Here is an 18,625-nt window from a genome sequence, read left to right as displayed (position 1 = left end):
GGTATCAAATCACTCCGGATTTTAAAGGGACAAAGAAAACGCGATCAAGCCGCGACTCGCGCCACTGCGCGGGTGCGACACGCTCCACGAGCGTCAGCACCTGCTCGCCCGCCTGCTCTCCGACAGGCGCGACTAGCCTGCCGCCGATCGCCAATTGTTCCAACAGCGCCCGCGGCACGTCGAGCCCCGCCGCCGCGATCACGATCGCGTCGAACGGCGCCGCGGCGGGCAGGCCCACGCGTCCGTCGCCGTAGTGCAGGCGGATGTTCGGCACGCGCAGCGGCCGCAAATTCAGTTTCGCGCGCTCGTAGAGCGGCTTCACGCGTTCGATCGAATACACGTCGCGCGCGACGCGGCTCAGCACCGCGGCCTGATAGCCGCAGCCGGTGCCGATTTCGAGCACGCGCTCGAGCGTGCGGCCCGCCGCCGCGAGCTCGATCATTCGTGCGACGACCGACGGCTTCGAGATCGTCTGCTGATGGCCGATCGGCAGCGCGGCATCCTCGTACGCCTGGGCCGCGAGCCCGGGATCGACGAACATGTGGCGCGGCACGGCCGACATCGCTGCAAGCACGCGCGGATCGCTCACGCCGTTTGCCAGCAGCCGTTCGACCATGCGCTCGCGCACCCGTTCCGAAGTCAGCGAGAGCGCGCTGCTCAACGCGACGTTCGGCGCAGCGCCCTTGTCGCCGTTCTTCGTGCCGGCGGACAACGCGCCCTTCGCGACGCCGGGCATCGCGGGCGCATGCTGCTTCGCGCGCACGGATTTCGAAACGGACCCGCCGCTACCCGACGCGCCGGCCGCGCGTGGCGCGCGGCGCCCGGACACGATCGGGGAAGCGGCTGCGGGCGCGGCTGCCGCCGCCGCGGTGAGGCGCTGGCGGGCGGCGTCGCCAGCCGCCTGGCGCTCGGCCGCGCGCCCCTCGGGCTTGCGCGGCTCGCGCTTCAGGTCCTCGAGCGCGAGCGGAAACCGCTTCGCGCGCTCGCCGCTCATGAAGCGCCGCTCCCGGCACGCGCCCAATCGCGCGTGGCTGCGAGCATCTGCGTGTGCGTGAGATCGAGCTGCAGCGGCGTGATCGACACGTAGCCCGACGCGGCCGCGTGAAAATCGGTGCCCTCGCTCGCATCGAGCGCGTCGCCCGTCGCACCGATCCAGTAGATCGGCTCGCCGCGCGGATTGGTTTGGCGAATCACCGGCTGCGACGGATGGCGCTTGCCGAGCCGCGTCACGCGCCAGCCCTTCAGCTCGTCGTATGGCAGGTTCGGAATATTGACGTTCAGGAGCGGCGGGCCGGGCAGCGGATGGTCGAGGTAATGACGCACGATCTCCGCCGCGACGCGCGCCGCGTCGTCGAGGTGCGCCCATTCCTTGTGAACGAGCGAGAACGCGATCGCCGGCACGCCGAACATGATGCCTTCCGTCGCGGCGGCGACCGTGCCGGAATACAGCGTGTCGTCGCCCATGTTCTGGCCGTTGTTGATCCCCGACACGACGAGGTCCGGCTTCGCGTCGAGCATGCCCGTCAGCGCGACGTGCACCGAATCGGTCGGCGTGCCGTTCACGTAGTAGAAACCCGTGGCCGCCGAGCGCGACACCGAGAGCGGACGCGACAGCGTGAGCGAGTTCGACGCGCCGCTGCAATTCTGCTCGGGCGCCATCACGACGATCTCGGCGAGCGGGCACAGCGCTTCGTACAGCGCGGCGAGGCCGGGCGCGAGATATCCGTCGTCGTTGCTGAGTAGTATTCGCATCCGGCGATTGTAACCGAGGAAAGATTGCGCGAGAGCGACAGCCAGGGCCGCGCGGCGCGCCGCGCGCGACGGCGCGCAAACGCACGCCGCGCGGCCCTCGGCGCTCAGATCGCGCGCTTCTCGCGCAGCGCGGCGATCGCCTGCGCGTCGTAGCCGAGCGCGCCGAGCACCTCGTCCGTATGCTCGCCGAGCGCCGGGCCGAGCCAGCGCGTTTCGCCCGGCGTGTCGGACAGCTTCGGCGTCACGCTCGGCAGCGGGATCTCCGCGCCGTCGGCGAGTTTGAAACGCTGGATCATCTGGCGCGCGACGAATTGAGGATCGGCGAACATGTCGGCGACGCTGTAGATGCGCGACGCCGGCACGTCAGCCGCGTTCAGCACCGCGAGCGCGTCGTCGATCGTGCGCCCGGCGAGCCATTCGGCGAGCGCCGCGTCGATCTCCTGCGTGCGCGGCACACGGCCGTCGTTGTGCGCGAGCGCCGGGTCGTCGGCGAGATCGTCGCGCCCGATCGCCTTCATCAGGCGCTTGAAGATCGGATCGCTGTTGCCGCCGATCACGACGCTGCCATCGCGGCACGGATACGTGTTCGACGGCACGATGCCCGGCAGCGACGCGCCCGTGCGCTCGCGCACGAGCCCGTAGACGCCGTACTCGGGCACGACGCTTTCCATCATGTTGAAGACGGCCTCGTACAGCGCGACGTCGACAACCTGTCCCGCGCCGCCGTTCACGTTGCGATGATGCAGCGCCATCAGCGCGCCGATCACGCCGTGCAGCGCCGCGATCGAATCGCCGATCGAAATGCCGATGCGCGGCGGCGGCAGCTCGGGGTAGCCCGTGATGTGGCGCAGCCCGCCCATCGATTCGGCGATCGCGCCGAAGCCGGGACGGTCGCGGTACGGGCCCGTCTGCCCGTAGCCGGACAGGCGCACCATCACGAGGCCCGGATTGCCGGCCGACAGCACGTCGTAGCCGAGGCCGAGTTTCTCGAGCAAGCCGGGGCGGAAGTTCTCGACGACGATGTCGGCGTCGCGCGCCAAGCGGCGCACGATCTCCTTGCCCTCGTCGGACTTCAGGTTGATCGTCACCGATTTCTTGTTGCGCGCCTGCACCGCCCACCACAGCGACGTGCCGCCCGCCTCCGGATACAGCTTGCGCCACTTGCGCAGCGGATCGCCGCCGTTCGGATCTTCGATCTTGATGACTTGCGCGCCGAACTCGGCGAGCAGGCGCGCGGCGAACGGGCCGGCGATCAGCGTGCCGAGTTCGAGCACCTTGACGCCCGCGAGCGGGCCGGGGGTTGCGCTCATGTCGCTTCCTTGGATCGTTGAACGAAACGCGCGGCGCCAGCGGGCCGCGCGGCCGGCTAGAGCGTGCGCCGATCGAGCATCGCGCGGGCGATCGTGCCGGCGTCGACGTATTCGAGCTCGCCGCCCACCGGCACGCCGCGCGCGAGCCGCGTGACGGCAAGGCCACGTGCCTTCAGCGTCTGGCCGAGATAGTGCGCGGTCGCCTCGCCTTCGTTCGTGAAGTTCGTCGCGAGCACGACCTCCTTCACGACGCCGTCGGACGCGCGGCGCACGAGCCGGTCGAAATGGATCTCCTTCGGCCCGATGCCGTCGAGCGGGCTCAGGCGCCCCATCAGCACGAAGTACAGCCCGCGATAGGTCATCGTCTGCTCGAGCATGATCTGGTCGGCGGGCGTCTCGACGACGCAGAGCAGCGCCGGATCGCGCTCGGGATCGCTGCAGACCTCGCAGATCGGCGCTTGCGTGAACGTGTTGCACTTCTCGCAATGCCGCAGATGCTCGGTCGCGAACAGCAGCGACCGCCCGAGGCGCTCGGCCCCCTCCCGATCGTGCTGCATCAGGTGGTACGCGATGCGCTGCGCGGATTTCGGCCCGACGCCCGGCAGCGCGCGCAGCGCCTCGACGAGCTCGGACAGCGCGGACGGCGGCTTGATGCTCATGCGCTTGCGGCGTCGGCCGGACGGTTCATCGTCAGAACGGCAGCTTGAAGCCGGGCGGCAGCGGCAGGCCCGCCGTCATCCCGCTCATCTTCTCCTGCGACGTCGCCTCGGCCTTGCGCACGGCGTCGTTGAACGCCGCGGCGACGAGGTCCTCGAGCATGTCCTTGTCGTCGGCGAGCAAGCTCGGATCGATCGACACGCGGCGCACCTCGTTGCGGCAGGTCATCGTCACCTTGACGAGCCCCGCGCCCGACTGGCCTTCCACTTCGATGAGGGCCAGTTGCTCCTGCATCTTCTTCATGTTTTCCTGCATCTGCTGGGCCTGCTTCATCAGCCCGGCGAGTTGGCCTTTCATCATGGACTTGCTCCTTCGTAATCGATTGCGAACGGGCGCGATCTTAGCGCCCGCGCGTGAATAGGGAAACCGGACGCGCGCGGCGCCCGGCTCGCGTCAATGCAGCGTCGGCGCGGCGCCGTCCGCGGCGCCCGTTTCCGGGCCGACGGGCCGAATCGAGCCTTCGACGATGCTCGCGCCGAATTCGCGCAGCAACTGCTGGACGAACGGATCGGCGCTCATCTCCTGCTCGGCCTCGCGCTGCCGCTTCGCGCGCTCGGCGGCAGCGATCGCCGCCGCGGTGCGGCGCGCCGGCCCGACCTCGACCGTGACGTCGACCGGCTTGCCGAGCGCATCCGCAAGCGCCGCCTTCAGCTTCGCGACCTGCGCGGCGTCCGCGTATTGCGGCACCGGCACGGCAAGCTTGAGCGCGCCGCCGCCGGCCGACGTCAGTTCGCTGTTGAACGCGAGCTGGTAAGCAACGCCCTTGAGCGGCAGGCTCGCCGCGAGCGTCGGCCATTCGCCGTCGTAGCCGATTGCGTCGAGCGGAATCGGCTCCGGCAGCGGACGCGCGTCGACGGGCGGCGCGGGTGCCGGCTTCGGCGCGACGCGGACGTCGTCGGGGCCGCCGTCGAACACCGGGACGAAACCGTCGTCGGGCGGGATGAACCCGTCGTCCATCGACAACGGCACGTAATCGTCGGGCGGTATGTCCTCCCACGGCGGCGGCGCGTTGCGAGACCCGGATCTCGCTTCGGCGCGCGCGGTGCCGTCCGGCGGCGCATCGCCGGCCGACGCGCGGGCGCGCGGCGTCGGCACGGGCACCTGCACGCGCGGCGCGGACTTCGCGGCGGACGCCGTGGCCGGCGCGGCCGGGCGCGCGGCGTCTGCGCCGCGGCCACGATCGGACGACACGCGCATGCCCGCATTGCGCAGCACGTCGAGCGCGGCGGCCGCGCCAGTCGCGCGCGGCGCGGGTGCGCCGGCAGCGGATGCGGGTGCCGGCGCTCGGGATTCGGCCGCGACGGGCGCGGGCGCCGCGGCGACTTCCTCAGTCGAGGCCTCGGTCGCTGCCTCAGTCGATGACGCGGCGACCGGCGTGGCCGACTCGGGTACGGCGGGCGCTGCGGACACGGCAGCGGGCGTCGATTCGGACGACTCGGCCGCGCGCGGCGCGGATTCGGACGCAGCGTCCGACTGCGTGCCCGATGATGCGCTCAAGTCGGCGCGCGGCGCGCCGGCATGCGGCCGCGCGTCGCGCTCGTGCTCGCCGGGGCGTGCGTCGGCCGGCACGCGCGCGTTCGCGGACGCGTCTCCGCCCCGCTCGGCCGTCGCCGGCGCCGCTTGCGCGGGCGACGGCGTCTCGGCGCGCGTTGCCGCACGCGCGCCGGCCGCCCTTGGCGTTTGCGCCGCCGCAGCAACTGCGGGCGCCGCCGCGCCGACGGCAGCAGTCGCGCGCGCGCCCGACTTCGGCGCGGCGCCGGCCGCCTGAGCGGGCAACCCGCCGCCCGTCGCGCCGCCGCCCGTCGTCGCCGGCTCGAACGCCAGCATTCGCAGCAGCGTCATCGTGAAGCCCGCGTATTCGTCGGGCGCGAGGCCGAGCTCGCCGCGCCCGAGCGTCGCGATCTGATAATAGAGCTGCACCTGCTCCGGGCTCAGCAGCTCGGAGAAGCGGCGCAGATCGGCCGCTTCCGGCCATTCGTCGAGCACCGACGCGGGTGCGAACTGCGCCCACGCGATCCGGTGCAGCAGGCTCGCGAGATCCTGCAGCGCGGCCGAGAACGACAGGCTGCGCAGCGCCATCTCGTCGGCGACGGCGAGAATCTGCGGACCGTCGGCGGCGGCGAGCGCGTCGAGTAGCCGCACCATGTAGGTCTGGTCGAGCGTGCCGAGCATGCCGGATACAGCGGTTTCGGTCACTTCGTTCGCCGAATACGCGATCGCCTGATCGGTCAGCGACAGCGCATCGCGCATGCTGCCCTGCGCCGCGCGCGCGAGAAGACGCAGCGCCTGCGGCTCGAACGCGATCCGCTCCTCGCCGAGAATCCGCTCGAGGTGCGACACGATGTGCCCGGCCGGCATCTGCTTCAGATTGAACTGCAGGCAGCGCGACAGCACGGTGACGGGAATCTTTTGCGGGTCGGTCGTCGCGAGGATGAACTTGACGTGCGGCGGCGGCTCTTCGAGCGTTTTCAGCATCGCGTTGAACGCGTGGTTCGTCAGCATGTGCACTTCGTCGATCATGTAGACCTTGAAGCGCGCATCGACGGGCGCGTACACCGCGCGCTCGAGCAGCGCGGCCATTTCGTCGACGCCGCGATTGCTCGCCGCGTCCATTTCGACGTAGTCGACGAAGCGCCCTTCATCGATCTCGCGACACGCGCGGCACACGCCGCACGGCTGCGACGTGACGCCCGTCTCGCAATTGAGCGCCTTCGCGAAGATGCGCGACAGCGTCGTCTTGCCGACGCCGCGCGTGCCCGTGAATAAATAGGCGTGATGCAAACGCCCGCCGTCGAGCGCGTGCGTGAGCGCCCTGACGACGTGCTCCTGGCCGACGAGCGAAGCGAAATCCTTCGGACGCCACTTGCGTGCGAGAACTTGATAGGTCATCGGGAAATTGTATCAGCAACGCTGCGCCGCGCCGACAGGTTGAATGCCGCGAAGCACGCGCATATCGAGCCGATCAGGGAAGCGAAGAAAAAGGGTGAGAAAACGGAAGAACGCGAGCAGCGGAATGCGGGTGAAGCAAGTGGAAGGTGACGAGCCCGACCCTCGGCACTGGCGGAAAACGGCTGTGGCTGCTTCGTTCCCGACCTGACCAGGTTGACCGCCCCACCATGCGAGGAGGCCCGTCACGGCGCATTCTAGCATCGCTTGGCGCGCCGCGCGACCGTTATTCGCATACGAGACGACAAATCGCGCGGCGTCGCGCGCCCGATTCCGCCCATCCGCGCGCGCCGGCGCCGCGCATCGCCCGCCCCTTGCAATTCACGACGCCGCTCCCATTTGACACACACGCGGGACACACTCGGGCGGCAAGCCCGAAACCGCATCACATCCCTGTTCGCATGACGACTACTATCGCCATCAACAGCGGATAGCGATTTAGGCTAATATGACGCCCGAATGACCCGCGAGCCGCGGTACGCAGCGCTCACGCCCTTCTTTTCGCAAGAGCGGAGCTTCCTGCCCCGGCGACCGGCAAGGCCCATGGGCGGCCGGCGCAGGCAGTCCCCGAACCGAAAGAGGTATTGACCCAATGAGCGAACAGATCAAACACATCAGCGACGCATCGTTCGAGCAGGACGTCGTCAAGTCCGACAAGCCGGTCCTGCTGGACTTCTGGGCCGAGTGGTGCGGTCCGTGCAAGATGATCGCCCCGATCCTCGACGAAGTCGCGAAGGACTACGGCGACAGGCTGCAGATCGCGAAGATCAACGTCGACGACCACCAGGCGACGCCCGCGAAGTTCGGTGTGCGCGGCATCCCGACGCTGATCCTCTTCAAGAACGGCGCGGTCGCCGCGCAGAAGGTCGGCGCGCTTTCAAAGTCGCAGCTCACCGCGTTCCTGGACAGCCATCTCTAAATAGATGCGCCGCGGCGCACGTGTTGTCAGCCGGCAACACGTGCGCCGTTAAATCCGCCGATCGGTCGCTCAAGCCCGAATCGGCCTATGCTAGAATCAAAAACGTCGATAAGACGCATTTAAGTCTCTGAGCGCTTCCGCTCGCCCTCCTCCCTATATCTTTCGTCGCATCTCCTCCCTGGCGGGATCTCCGTATGCATTTATCCGAGCTCAAGTCTCTGCACGTCTCCGAATTGATCGAAATGGCCAATGGCCTCGAGATCGAAAACGCGAACCGCCTGCGCAAGCAGGAGTTGATGTTCGCCATTCTCAAAAAGCGCGCCAAGACGGGAGAAACGATCTTCGGCGACGGCACGCTCGAAGTGCTGCCCGACGGCTTCGGCTTCCTGCGCTCGCCTGAAATGTCGTACCTCGCGAGCACGGATGACATCTATATCAGCCCGTCGCAGATCCGCCGCTTCAACCTGCACACCGGCGACACGATCGAAGGCGAAGTCCGCACGCCGAAGGACGGCGAGCGCTACTTCGCGCTCGTGAAGGTCGACAAAGTCAACGGGCAGCCGCCCGAGGCCTCGAAACACAAGATCATGTTCGAGAACCTCACGCCGCTGCACCCGAACAAGCCGCTGTGGCTCGAGCGCGAGATGCGCGGCGAGGAGAACGTGACGGGCCGCATCATCGACATGATCGCGCCGATCGGCAAGGGCCAGCGCGGCCTGCTCGTCGCGTCGCCGAAGTCCGGCAAGACCGTGATGCTCCAGCACATCGCGCACGCGATCAAGCAGAACCACCCGGACGTGATCCTGTTCGTGCTGCTGATCGACGAGCGCCCCGAAGAAGTGACCGAAATGCAGCGCTCGGTGGCGGGCGAAGTGATCGCGTCGACGTTCGACGAACCGGCCACGCGCCACGTGCAGGTCGCCGAAATGGTGATCGAAAAGGCCAAGCGCCTCGTCGAGATGAAGCACGACGTCGTGATCCTGCTCGATTCGATCACCCGCCTCGCGCGCGCGTACAACACCGTGATCCCGGCGTCGGGCAAGGTGCTGACGGGCGGCGTCGACGCGAACGCGCTGCAGCGCCCGAAGCGCTTCTTCGGCGCGGCGCGCAACATCGAGGAAGGCGGCTCGCTCACGATCATCGGCACCGCGCTGATCGAAACCGGCAGCCGCATGGACGACGTGATCTACGAAGAGTTCAAGGGCACGGGCAACATGGAGGTGCACCTCGAGCGCCGTCTCGCGGAAAAGCGCGTGTATCCGTCGATCAACCTGAACAAGTCGGGCACGCGCCGCGAGGAAATGCTGATCAAGCCCGAGATCCTTCAGAAGATCTGGGTGCTGCGCAAGTTCATCCATGACATGGACGAAGTCGAGGCGATGGAATTCCTGCTCGACAAGATCCGCCAGACGAAGAACAACGCCGAGTTCTTCGATCTGATGCGCCGCGGCGGCTGATTCCCGGCCGCACGCCCCGCAGCGCGAAAAACCGCCCGATTCCCCGGGCGGTTTTTTTATCGGCAAACTTGTACGTGAACGTACACGTTGATCTATAATCGCGGACATCGATCCTTCGTCATCCGGAGAATTCCGCGCCATGAGCGACGCCCCGCCCACCCTGCTTCTGACCGTGCGCGACGCCGCCGAGCGGCTCGGCGTGACGCCGCGCACGCTCAAGTACTACGAGGAGCGCGGGCTCGTCACGCCGTCGCGCAGCGAAGGCCGCTATCGGCTGTACGACGCCGCGGACCTCGAGCGCTTCGAGCGCATCCTGCGGCTGCGCGCGATCGGGTTCTCGCTGCACGGCATCACCGAGATGCTCAAGCGCCCGCTCGAGCCGGCGGGCGACGGACGGCGGCGCTATTCGGACGCGTCGCTGCGCGATATCCACGCGGATCTGTCGCAGCAGATCGCGACGCTCGATGCGCGCATCGCCGCCGCGCAGCGCGAACTGAAGGAAGTGCGCGCGCTGAAGAAGGAGTTGCAGCACGATATCGACTACGTCGAGCGCCGGCTCGCCGGCGAAAACCCCGACGAGCTGATCGCGCAGCGCCGCGCCGCCGCGCGCGGCGGCAAGACCCGCAAGACCCGCGAGATCCGCAAGACCGGCGGGCCCGGCGCATGAACGCGACGCCTGGCCGGCCGCCGCTATGGAACGCCGCCAATCTGCGCGGCGATTTCTTTCCGTGGGTGCTCGCGATCGTCACCGGCCTCGACTACTTCGACAACGCGACGTTCTCGTTCTTCGCAAGCTATATCGCGGGCGGCATCAACGCGTCGCCGGACGAGCTCGTGTGGGCGTCGAGCGCGTACGCGGTGACGGCCGTGCTCGGCATCCTGCAGCAGCAATGGTGGGTCGACCGGCTCGGGCACCGGCGCTACGTCGCCGGCTGCATGCTGATGTTCTCGCTCGGCGCGGCCGCCGCGGCGCTCGCCGACACGTCGCTGCAACTCGCGTTCGCGCGCGGCTTCCAGGGCTACTTCATCGGCCCGATGATGGGCGCGTGCCGGATCCTGATCCAGGTCAGCTTCGCGCCGAAGGATCGCCCGCCCGCGACGCGCGCATTCCTCATCATGCTGCTGCTCGGCAGCGCGCTCGCGCCGATCGCGGGCGGCCTGCTCGTCGCGCATTTCACGTGGCGCGCGCTGTTCGCGTGCACGGTGCCGACGGGCATCCTGTTCGCAGCGCTCGCGTTCGTCGCGCTGCCCGATTCCGGCCACACGCCGCCCGACGAGCGCGGCGGCGCGCACTTCTGGCCATATGTGATCTTCGCGCTCGCGCAGGGCGCGCTGCAGATCGTGATGCAGCAGGTGCGCTTCCAGCTCTTCGCCGGCTCGCCGCAGCTCGTGCTGCTCGCCGCCGGCGGCCTCGCGGCGCTTGCGTGGTTCGGCCATCACCAGTGGCATCATCCGGCGCCGCTCGTGCGGCTGCACGCGTTTCGCGAGCGCACGTTCCAGGTCGGCCTGCTGCTCTACATGTTCTATTACTACGAGACGACGGGCTACAGCTATCTGATCTCCCGCTTTCTCGAAACTGGGCTCGGCTATCCGGTCGAGAACTCGGGGCGGCTTGTCGGCACGATGTCGCTGATCTCCGCGAGCGCGCTTTTCGTCTATCTGCGCTACGCGAAGCGCCTCACGCACAAGAAATGGATCATCGTGCCCGGCTTCGCGCTCGCCGCGTTCGCCGCGCTGTGGATGACGCGGATGTCGCCCGATGCCGGCGAGGCGGCACTCGTCGCGCCGCTCCTGATGCGCGGGCTGCTGCTCCTCTTCATCGTGCTGCCCGTCGCGAACCTGACGTTCCGCGTGTTCGCGATCGATGAGTATTCGCACGGCTACCGGCTGAAGAACATCGTCCGGCAACTGACGATTTCGTTCGCGACCGCGTCCGTCATCATCGTCGAGCGGCATCGGCTCGCCGTGCACGAGACGCGGCTCGTCGAGCAGGCGAACGTCTACAATCCGCTGTTCCAGCAGACCGTCGACACACTCGCGCGCGGCTTTGCGGCCGCGGGCCACGCGCTCTCCGACGCGCATGCGCTCGCGCTCGTCACCGTGAGCCGCACGATCGCGCAACAGGCGTCGTTCCTCGCGTCGCTCGACGGCTTCTACTTCCTCGCGGGCGTCGCGATCTGCGGCGGCCTCTTCGCCGCCTGGCAAAAAGAGATCGATTGAGGTACGTTTAGCGCCTGTCGCTTCACGCCCTTTCCGCTTCGATGCTCTCCAAGCTCAACCAATGGCTCGACGCGCGCCGCCGCAATCGCGCACTGCGCTCGCATCCGATTCCCGACGCGCTGTGGCGCGAGACGCTCGAGCGCCTGCCGTTCCTGTCGTACCTGTCCGGCGAAGACCGCGCACGGCTGCGCGAAACGACGAGCCTCTTTCTCGCGCAGAAGTCGTTCTCGACCGCGCACGGGCTCGAGCTCACCGACGCGATCGTCGTCGGCATCGCCGCGCAGGCGTGCGTGCCCGTGCTGAACCTCAGCCTCGACCTGTATCGCGGCTGGGTCGGCATCGTCGTCTACCCGGGCGAATTCGTGATCCGCAAGACGGTCGAGGACGAGGACGGCGTCGTGCACGAGGTCGAGCACGACGCGAGCGGCGAAGCATGGGAAGGCGGGCCGGTGATCCTCTCGTGGGAGGACGTGCAGATGTCGGACGGCTCGGACGCGTACAACGTCGTGATCCACGAATTCGCGCACAAGATCGACATGATGAGCGGCGGGGCCGACGGTCATCCGCCCCTTTTTCGCCGCTGGCATGCGCCGGAGCTCGACGCCGAGCGCTGGGCCGACGTGTTCGACCATGCTTACGATCAGTTCTGCGACCGCGTCGACGCGGTGCCGGACCACGCGTGGGCGCGCTTCGAGCGCGACTCGCTGATCGATCCGTACGCGGCCGACCACCCGTCGGAATTCTTCGCGGTCTGCAGCGAGGCGCTCTTCGTCAAGCCGCGCCCGTTCGAGGCCGAATTTCCGGAGCTGTACCGGCTGCTCGCCCGTTACTACCGGCAGGACCCGGCGCAAACGGGGTGTCTCTCGCGCCTCGTCGCGCACGTCTGACGAAAAATTCGCCAAGCGTCTGATTTTCTGGCATAATCGCGAGCTTTCGACCTTAGGCAAGTGGCTCGCGCCGGGCTTTCGCGCCACGATGCGCAAGCGGCGGGCTGGCTACCGCTCTCACACAGGAAAAACCATGAAACAAGGCATTCACCCGGATTATCGCGAAGTCGTCTTCCAAGACATGTCGAACGGCTTCAAGTTCATCACGCGCTCGACGATCCAGACGCGCGAGACCATCGAACTCGACGGCAAGACCTACCCGCTCGCGAAGGTCGAAGTGTCGTCGGAATCGCACTCGTTCTACACCGGCCAGCAAAAGATCATGGATACCGCGGGCCGTGTCGAGAAGTTCAAGAACAAGTTCGGCGCACGCGCCAGCGGCAAGGCCGCGAAGTAAGCTTCGCGCCCGCACGGCACCCGGCGTCGCGCCGGGCCGGTTCCCGCAAAAAAAGGCAGCCTGGGCTGCCTTTTTTTGTCCCTGCCGATCCCGCGTCGCCGCCGGGCGCCGCGCGGGCCTTCCGGTTCGCTGACGCGCGCCGCCCGGCGCGTCTACAATGCCGGATGCCCGAACCGCCCGCCGCTCGCGCGTCGGCATGCCGCTCATCCTCTTGCCCCCATCTGCATGAAGCCTGTCGTTCGCCTTACCGCTTCCGCCACCCGCGCGCTGCCGCGCTGGCTACTGCTCACGCTCTGCATCGTCTATGCGGCGTTCGGGCTGTTCGGCCGCGATCCGTGGAAGAACGAGGACGCGGCGGGCTTCGGCGTGATGTGGACGATGGCCCAGGGCGGCCTGCACGACTGGCTGCTGCCGAATCTCGTCGGCAAGTTCGTCACGTCCGACGGGCCGCTCGGCTACTGGCTCGGCAGCCTCGCGATCCGCGCGCTGCCGTGGGTCGACGCGAGCAACGCGTCGCGCGTCTACACGGGCGTGCTGTTCTGCGTCGCGTCCGCGTTCGTCTGGTACGCCGCCTACCTGCTCGGCCGGCGCGCCGAGATCCAGCCGTTCAAGTACGCGTTCGGCGGCGAGCCCGAGCCGCGCGACTACGGGCGCACGCTCGCCGACGGCGCGCTCCTCATCCTGCTCGCGTGCTTCGGCCTCGCCGAGCGCGGCCACGAGACGACGCCGCAACTCGCGCAGTTCGCGTGGATCGCGATGTTCGTCTACGGGCTCGTGCGCGCGATCGACAAGCCGGTGCAAGGCGCGCTCTGGTGGGGCCTCGCGCTCGGCCTCGTCGCGCTGTCGGGCAACCCGGTGCTCGTCGCCGCGCTCGCGGTCGGCACGCTCGCGCTCTATCTCGTCACGCCGGAGATCCGCTGCGTTCAGGTGCCGGCGATCGGGCTGCCGCTCGCCGTCGCCGTGTTCGCGATCTGGCCGCTCGCCGCGCACGTCGCGTTCCCCGACGACGCGAGCTGGTTCTTCAACCAATGGCTGCACGGCAGCCTCACGCGCTTCTCCGGCCCGCCGACGACGGTGCTCGCGTACGCGGCCAAGAACCTGCCGCTCTTCACGTGGCCCGCGTGGCCGCTCGCGATCTGGGGGTGGGTCAGTTGGGCGGGGCTGCGCCGCCGGCCGCACATCGCGATTCCGCTGTCGGTCGTCGTGCCGCTCCTCGTGCTCGTGATCCTGCAGAGCCAGCAAACGAACCGGATGTACATGCTGCTGCTGCCCGCCCTCGCCGTCGTCGCGACGTTCGCGCTGCCGACGCTCAAGCGCGGCGCGATCAACGCGATCGACTGGTTCGCGGTGCTGAGCTTCACGATCCTCGGCACGTTCGTGTGGCTCGTGTGGCTCGCATCGCTGACGGGCTTCCCGCACCCGCTCGCGCGCAACCTCGGGCGCCTCGTGCCGGGCTACGAGCCGCACTTCAAGGTGCTGTCGTTCGTCTGCGCGCTCGCGGCGACCGCATGCTGGCTGATGCTCGTGCGCTGGCGCATCTCGCGTCAGCCGAAGGTGCTGTGGCGCAGCGTCGTGCTGTCGAGCGCCGGCACGACGCTGATGTGGGTGCTGCTGATGACGCTGTGGCTGCCGATCGTCAATTACAGCCGGACCTATCGCGACGTCGCGCAGCAGATCGCCGCGCACCTGCCCTCCGACTACGAATGCATCTCGCCCGTGCGGCTCGGCGACGCGCAGATCGCGACGTTCGCGTATTTCGGCGACATGCATTTCTCGTTCACCGACGACTGCGACGTGATCCTGCGCCAGGATCGCGCGGACTTCGGCGAGCCGAGCTCGATCTCGCAATACGTGTGGCGTCTCGTGTGGGAAGGCCGCCGCGTCGCCGACCGCGACGAGCGCTTCCGCCTGTACGAGCGGATCGAGCGCCCGAAGACGCCAGTCAAGCGCCGCGCGCCCCGCAAAGCCCGCTGACCGATGTTCGGCGACATCCGCCGGATCGTCGTCAAGGTGCCGCTCAACGTCTGGTTCATTTTCGGCGGCCTCGGCATGCCGGCGCTCGGCGGCCACCAGATCGCCGGCAACGTCGGCGCGGTGCTGTACATGACGCCGCTGTCGATCGGCGTCGCGTCGTCGACGCTCGTCGCGCGCACGCTCGGCGCAAAGCGCTTCGACGAGGCCCGCGCGCTCGGCCGGCACGGCATCGCGCTCGCGTGCGGGCTCGCGTGCGTGTACGGCGTCGTCGTGTTCGCGCTGCGGCCGCTGATCGTGGCGGGCTACACGCCGAACCCGGCCGTCGTCGCGGCCGCGATGCCGCTCGTCGCGATCGTCACGTTCTATCACTTCTTCGACGCGCTGCAGATCACGACCGCGTTCGTGCTGCGCGCGCACAAGGTCGCCATCGTGCCGACCGCGATCTATGCAGTCGCGCTATGGGGCGTCGGGCTCGGCGGCGGATACCTGCTGGGGTTCGACGTCGGCGGCGCGGTGCCCGCGTCGCTCACGGGCGCGCGCGGCTTCTGGATCGCGAACGCCGCGAGCCTGATGCTCGCGGTCTATCTGCGACGCGTCGGGAAGCGGGAGTCGGGCGGCGCGCCGCAGTAGCCGCGGCCGGCCGTGAAAGCCTTGCGTGCGGGCGTCGGATGCGCGCCCGTCACGCTTCGCTCGTCCGGCCCGCAACGCCCCCGCTCACGCCCTCCGGCTTCCTGTCGTTCCCGTCGTTCCCGTCGCCGCCCGTTCGGCTTCCCGGCATCGGATTTCGGTCTTTCGAGCGTCGAACCGCGCGCGCGGCCCGCCGCCGCGCCCGTCGATTCGACGGCGGCGGCCGGTTCGGGCGCGACGCGCCATCGTCAGTCTCCGAGGAACGCGTCGACCAGGCGGTTCACGTCGGCCGCCGCCTCCATCTGCACCATGTGGCCGCGCCCCGCCAGCACCTCGGCGCGCACGCCGTCCGGCAAATCGCGCGCATGATGCGCGGGGATCACCTGGTCCGCCCCGCCCCAGATCACGAGCGTGCGCGGCGCGAGCGACGCGATGCGCTCGCGGAACACGCGGCGCTGCGCGGCGCCGTCGAACGCCGCGCCGGCGATCTTGCGCAGCGCGGCGTCGACGCCCTCGAGCCGCTTGTACCGGACGAGGTCCTCGACGAGCTGCCGCGTGACGAGCGAGCCGTCGGCGAAGAGCTTCGTCAGGTGCGGTCTCAGCGTGTTGCGGCTCGTGGCGGCGACGAAGCCGTCGATGTAGTCGCGGTCGATCTCGCTGCCGAGCCCCGCGCTCGCGATCAGCGTGAGCGACGCAACGCGCGCGGGCGCGCGCTCGGCCGCCGTCATCGCGACCGCGCCGCCCATCGAATGGCCGACGAGATGCGCGCGCTCGACGCCGCGCGCATCGAGCAGCGCGAGCACCGCGTCCGCGAGCTCGTCGAGCCCGCCCGTCTCGACCGCCTTGCCCGACTCGCCGTGCCCCGGCAGATCGAGCGCCCACACCGGCCGGCGCGCGGCGAGCGCCGCGTGGTTGAAGAGCCAGTTGTTCAGGTCGCCGCCGAAGCCGTGGATCAGCACGGCGGGCGTGCCGCCGCCGTCGCCGAGCCGCAGGAAGCGCAGCGTGCGCCCGCCGATCCGCGCCTTCTCCGGCTGCGGTCCCGCGTCGCCGTCCGCGCCGGCGTCCGGCACGAAATCGCGCTGGAACGCGGCGACGGCCGCATCGATGTCCGCGTCGCTCGCGTCCTGCGCCGCGACGACGCCGAGCAGCGCGCCGACGGGCAGCGTCTCGCCCGCCTGCGCGAGCTGCCGGCGCAGCGTGCCGTCGAACGCGCATTCGACGCCCGACGAGATCTTGTCGGTCTCGACGTCGACGAGCTCGTCGCCTTTCGCGACCCGCTCGCCGATCGCCTTCAGCCAGCCGTTGACCTGCCCCTGCTCCATCGATAGCCCCCACTTGGGCATCGTGATCATGTGAATCGACATCGTGTCAGCTCCTCGTTTTCAGCACGGCTTGCGCAATCGCATCGGACGACGGGATGTACAGCTCCTCGAGCACGCTCGCGAACGGCACCGGCGTGTGCGGCGCGGTGACGAGCTCGATCGGCGCCTGCAGCGATCTGAACGCGCGCTGCGCGATCAGCGCGGCGATGTCGGTCGCGATCGAGCAGCGCGGATTCGCCTCGTCGACGACGACGACGCGCCCGGTGCGCGCCGCGCTCTCGAGGATCGTCTCCTCGTCGAGCGGCGACGTCGTGCGCAGATCGATCACGTCGGCGTGCACGCCGTCCTTCGCGAGCTTGTCCGCCGCCTGCGCCGCGACGTGCACCATCCGCCCGTACGTGACGATCGTCGCGTCGTCGCCGTCGCGCACGACGCTCGCCTCGCCGAACGGAATCGCGTAGGACTCCTCCGGCACGTCGCCGTCGCGGCTGTACAGCAGCTTGTGCTCGCAGAAGATCACCGGATCGTCGTCGCGGATCGCCTGGATCAGCAGGCCCTTCGCGTCGTACGGCGTGGCCGGGCACACGACCTTCAGGCCGGGAATGTGCGTGAAGAGCGACGTGAGCATCTGCGAATGCTGCGCGGCCGCGCGCAGCCCCGCGCCCATCATCGTGCGAATCACGACGGGCGTGACCGCCTTGCCGCCGAACATGTAGCGGAACTTCGCCGCCTGGTTGAATATCTGGTCGAAGCACACGCCCATGAAGTCGATGAACATCAGTTCCGCGACGGGCCGCATCCCGCACGCGGCCGCGCCGACCGCCGCGCCGATGAAGCCGCCCTCCGACAGCGGCGTGTCGAGCACGCGCCCCGGAAACTTGTGATAAAGCCCCTTCGTCACGCCGAGCACGCCGCCCCAGGCGTCGTCCTCGCCCGGCGCGCCCGCGCCGCCCGCGTTGTCCTCGCCCATCACGATCACGCTCGCGTCGCGCGCCATCTCCTGCGCGAGCGCTTCGTTGATCGCCTGCGAATAGCTGATTTTCCGTGCCATGTCTGTCTCCTGAGTGTTGTTCGATGTCGGCTCGCCGCGCATCGCGCGTTCACGGGTACGACACGTAGACGTCCGTGAGCAGATCGGCCGCGTCGGGCAGCGGCGCGGCCTTCGCTTGCGCGAGCGCGTCGTCGATCAGTTCCGCGACCGCCGCGTCGACCGCGCGCAGATCCTCGCGCGCGAGCGCTTCCGCGCGCACGACGCGCTCCTCGAAGCGCTTCAGGCAATCCTTCTCGTCGCGCAGCTTCTGCACTTCGCCCGGCGCGCGATAGGTCTGCGCGTCGCCCTCGAAGTGGCCGAAGTAGCGCGAGAACTTCACTTCGACGAGCGTCGGCCCGCCGCCGCCGCGCGCGCGCTCGACCGCCTCGCCGAGCGCCTCGTGCACCGCGAAGAAATCGAAGCCGTCGACGATCACGCCGGGCATCCCGAAGCCGTTCGCGCGATCGGCGATGTTGTCGGTCGCGACCGACCAGCTCGATGCGGTCGCCTCCGCGTAGCCGTTGTTCTCCGCGACGAAGATCGCGGGCAGCCGCCACACCGACGCGAGATTCATCGATTCGAAGATGACGCCCTGGTTCGACGCGCCGTCGCCGAAGAAGCACACGCCGACGCCGCCCGTGCCGCGCAGCTTCGCGGCGAGCGCCGCGCCGCAGACGAGCGGGCCGCCCGCGCCGACGATCCCGTTCGCGCCGAGCATCCCCTTCGCCAGATCGGCGATGTGCATCGAGCCGCCCTTGCCGCGGCACACGCCCGTCCTGCGGCCGTAGATCTCGGCCATCATGCCGTGCACGTCGACGCCCTTCGCGATGCAGTGGCCGTGGCCGCGGTGCGTCGTCGCGACGTAGTCGACGTCGTTCAGATGAAGCATCGCGCCAACCGCGGACGCCTCCTCGCCCGCATACAGATGCACGAAGCCGGGTATCTCGCCCGTCGCGAACTCGACGTGCAGGCGCTCTTCGAATTCGCGAATCGTGCGCATCAGGCGATACGCGTGCAGCAGCCGATCGCTGCCGAGCTGATTCGAAACGGACATGTCTGTCTCCTGG

Annotated in this window: 16 protein-coding genes, 1 other RNA gene and 1 pseudogene; 8 read left to right on the top strand and 10 right to left on the bottom strand. The window is 68.9% G+C overall.

Annotation, left to right across the window (positions count from 1 at the left end; genetic code table 11):
* Window positions 1-4: 4 nt before the first annotated feature.
* From AQ610_RS08435 to ffs, 7 genes are all read right to left on the bottom strand, one after another.
* Window positions 5-994 (bottom strand): protein-L-isoaspartate(D-aspartate) O-methyltransferase, encoded by a 990-nt coding sequence (locus AQ610_RS08435; RefSeq protein ID WP_043282643.1) that lies wholly within the window; start codon window positions 992-994, stop codon window positions 5-7.
* Window positions 991-1,752: a 5'/3'-nucleotidase SurE gene (gene surE / locus AQ610_RS08430; protein ID WP_006026976.1), complete on the bottom strand. Its 762-nt coding sequence runs from the start codon at window positions 1,750-1,752 to the stop codon at window positions 991-993. Before surE ends, AQ610_RS08435 begins: the two co-directional genes overlap by 4 nt.
* Window positions 1,753-1,856: 104 nt before the next feature.
* On the bottom strand, window positions 1,857-3,062 hold the full coding sequence (locus tag AQ610_RS08425; RefSeq protein WP_006026977.1) for a CaiB/BaiF CoA transferase family protein: 1,206 nt from the start codon (window positions 3,060-3,062) through the stop codon (window positions 1,857-1,859).
* Between the two features lie 56 nt (window positions 3,063-3,118).
* Window positions 3,119-3,721, bottom strand: coding sequence for a recombination mediator RecR (gene recR / locus AQ610_RS08420; RefSeq protein WP_006026978.1), 603 nt, complete (start codon window positions 3,719-3,721; stop codon window positions 3,119-3,121).
* Between the two features lie 31 nt (window positions 3,722-3,752).
* Window positions 3,753-4,079 carry a YbaB/EbfC family nucleoid-associated protein gene (locus AQ610_RS08415; RefSeq protein ID WP_006026979.1) on the bottom strand — a complete coding sequence of 109 codons (327 nt, stop codon included), beginning with the start codon at window positions 4,077-4,079 and terminating at the stop codon, window positions 3,753-3,755.
* Window positions 4,080-4,172: 93 nt separating this feature from the next.
* A complete protein-coding gene (locus tag AQ610_RS08410) occupies window positions 4,173-6,668 on the bottom strand; it encodes a DNA polymerase III subunit gamma/tau (RefSeq protein WP_006026980.1) in 2,496 nt (831 codons plus the stop codon).
* A gap of 145 nt (window positions 6,669-6,813) precedes the next feature.
* An RNA gene (gene ffs / locus AQ610_RS08405) (signal recognition particle sRNA small type) lies at window positions 6,814-6,912 on the bottom strand.
* A gap of 405 nt (window positions 6,913-7,317) precedes the next feature.
* On the opposite strand from ffs, the gene trxA reads away from it, so the two are divergent.
* From trxA to AQ610_RS08365, 8 genes and pseudogenes are all read left to right on the top strand, one after another.
* Window positions 7,318-7,644 carry a thioredoxin TrxA gene (gene trxA, locus AQ610_RS08400; protein WP_006026981.1) on the top strand — a complete coding sequence of 109 codons (327 nt, stop codon included), beginning with the start codon at window positions 7,318-7,320 and terminating at the stop codon, window positions 7,642-7,644.
* A 194-nt stretch (window positions 7,645-7,838) separates the two neighbouring features.
* On the top strand, window positions 7,839-9,101 hold the full coding sequence (gene rho, locus AQ610_RS08395; protein WP_009890788.1) for a transcription termination factor Rho: 1,263 nt from the start codon (window positions 7,839-7,841) through the stop codon (window positions 9,099-9,101).
* 139 nt (window positions 9,102-9,240) lie between these two features.
* On the top strand, window positions 9,241-9,768 hold the full coding sequence (locus AQ610_RS08390) for a MerR family transcriptional regulator (RefSeq protein WP_006026983.1): 528 nt from the start codon (window positions 9,241-9,243) through the stop codon (window positions 9,766-9,768).
* Window positions 9,765-11,321, top strand: a complete 1,557-nt coding sequence (locus AQ610_RS08385; protein WP_006026984.1) for an MFS transporter — start codon at window positions 9,765-9,767, stop codon at window positions 11,319-11,321. Before AQ610_RS08390 ends, AQ610_RS08385 begins: the two co-directional genes overlap by 4 nt.
* A 41-nt stretch (window positions 11,322-11,362) precedes the next feature.
* Window positions 11,363-12,208: a M90 family metallopeptidase gene (locus AQ610_RS08380; protein WP_006026985.1), complete on the top strand. Its 846-nt coding sequence runs from the start codon at window positions 11,363-11,365 to the stop codon at window positions 12,206-12,208.
* Window positions 12,209-12,341: 133 nt separating this feature from the next.
* The gene (locus AQ610_RS08375) at window positions 12,342-12,605 is read left to right on the top strand and encodes a type B 50S ribosomal protein L31 (RefSeq protein WP_006026986.1); all 264 of its coding nucleotides are present in this window, start codon (window positions 12,342-12,344) and stop codon (window positions 12,603-12,605) included.
* Window positions 12,606-12,830: 225 nt separating this feature from the next.
* Window positions 12,831-14,579, top strand: a complete 1,749-nt coding sequence (locus AQ610_RS08370; RefSeq protein ID WP_006026987.1) for an ArnT family glycosyltransferase — start codon at window positions 12,831-12,833, stop codon at window positions 14,577-14,579.
* A 3-nt stretch (window positions 14,580-14,582) separates the two neighbouring features.
* A pseudogene (locus AQ610_RS08365) lies at window positions 14,583-15,209 on the top strand (MATE family efflux transporter); the annotation flags it as partial.
* 245 nt (window positions 15,210-15,454) lie between these two features.
* Here the strand turns inward: AQ610_RS08365 and AQ610_RS08360 are convergent.
* The 3 genes from AQ610_RS08360 to AQ610_RS08350 are packed head-to-tail and all read right to left on the bottom strand — an operon-like array spanning window position 15,455 to window position 18,612.
* Complete coding sequence (locus AQ610_RS08360) at window positions 15,455-16,570, bottom strand: acetoin dehydrogenase dihydrolipoyllysine-residue acetyltransferase subunit (RefSeq protein ID WP_043282644.1); 1,116 nt, start codon at window positions 16,568-16,570, stop codon at window positions 15,455-15,457.
* A 4-nt stretch (window positions 16,571-16,574) separates the two neighbouring features.
* On the bottom strand, window positions 16,575-17,579 hold the full coding sequence (locus tag AQ610_RS08355) for an alpha-ketoacid dehydrogenase subunit beta (protein WP_009916694.1): 1,005 nt from the start codon (window positions 17,577-17,579) through the stop codon (window positions 16,575-16,577).
* 49 nt (window positions 17,580-17,628) lie between these two features.
* Window positions 17,629-18,612 (bottom strand): thiamine pyrophosphate-dependent dehydrogenase E1 component subunit alpha, encoded by a 984-nt coding sequence (locus tag AQ610_RS08350; RefSeq protein ID WP_006026991.1) that lies wholly within the window; start codon window positions 18,610-18,612, stop codon window positions 17,629-17,631.
* Window positions 18,613-18,625 lie beyond the last annotated feature (13 nt).

Origin of the sequence: Burkholderia humptydooensis, assembly GCF_001513745.1 — a bacterium.
Lineage (GTDB): Bacteria > Pseudomonadota > Gammaproteobacteria > Burkholderiales > Burkholderiaceae > Burkholderia > Burkholderia humptydooensis.
Note: the sequence above shows the minus strand (reverse complement) of the source record. Positions and strands in the feature narration are given on the sequence as shown.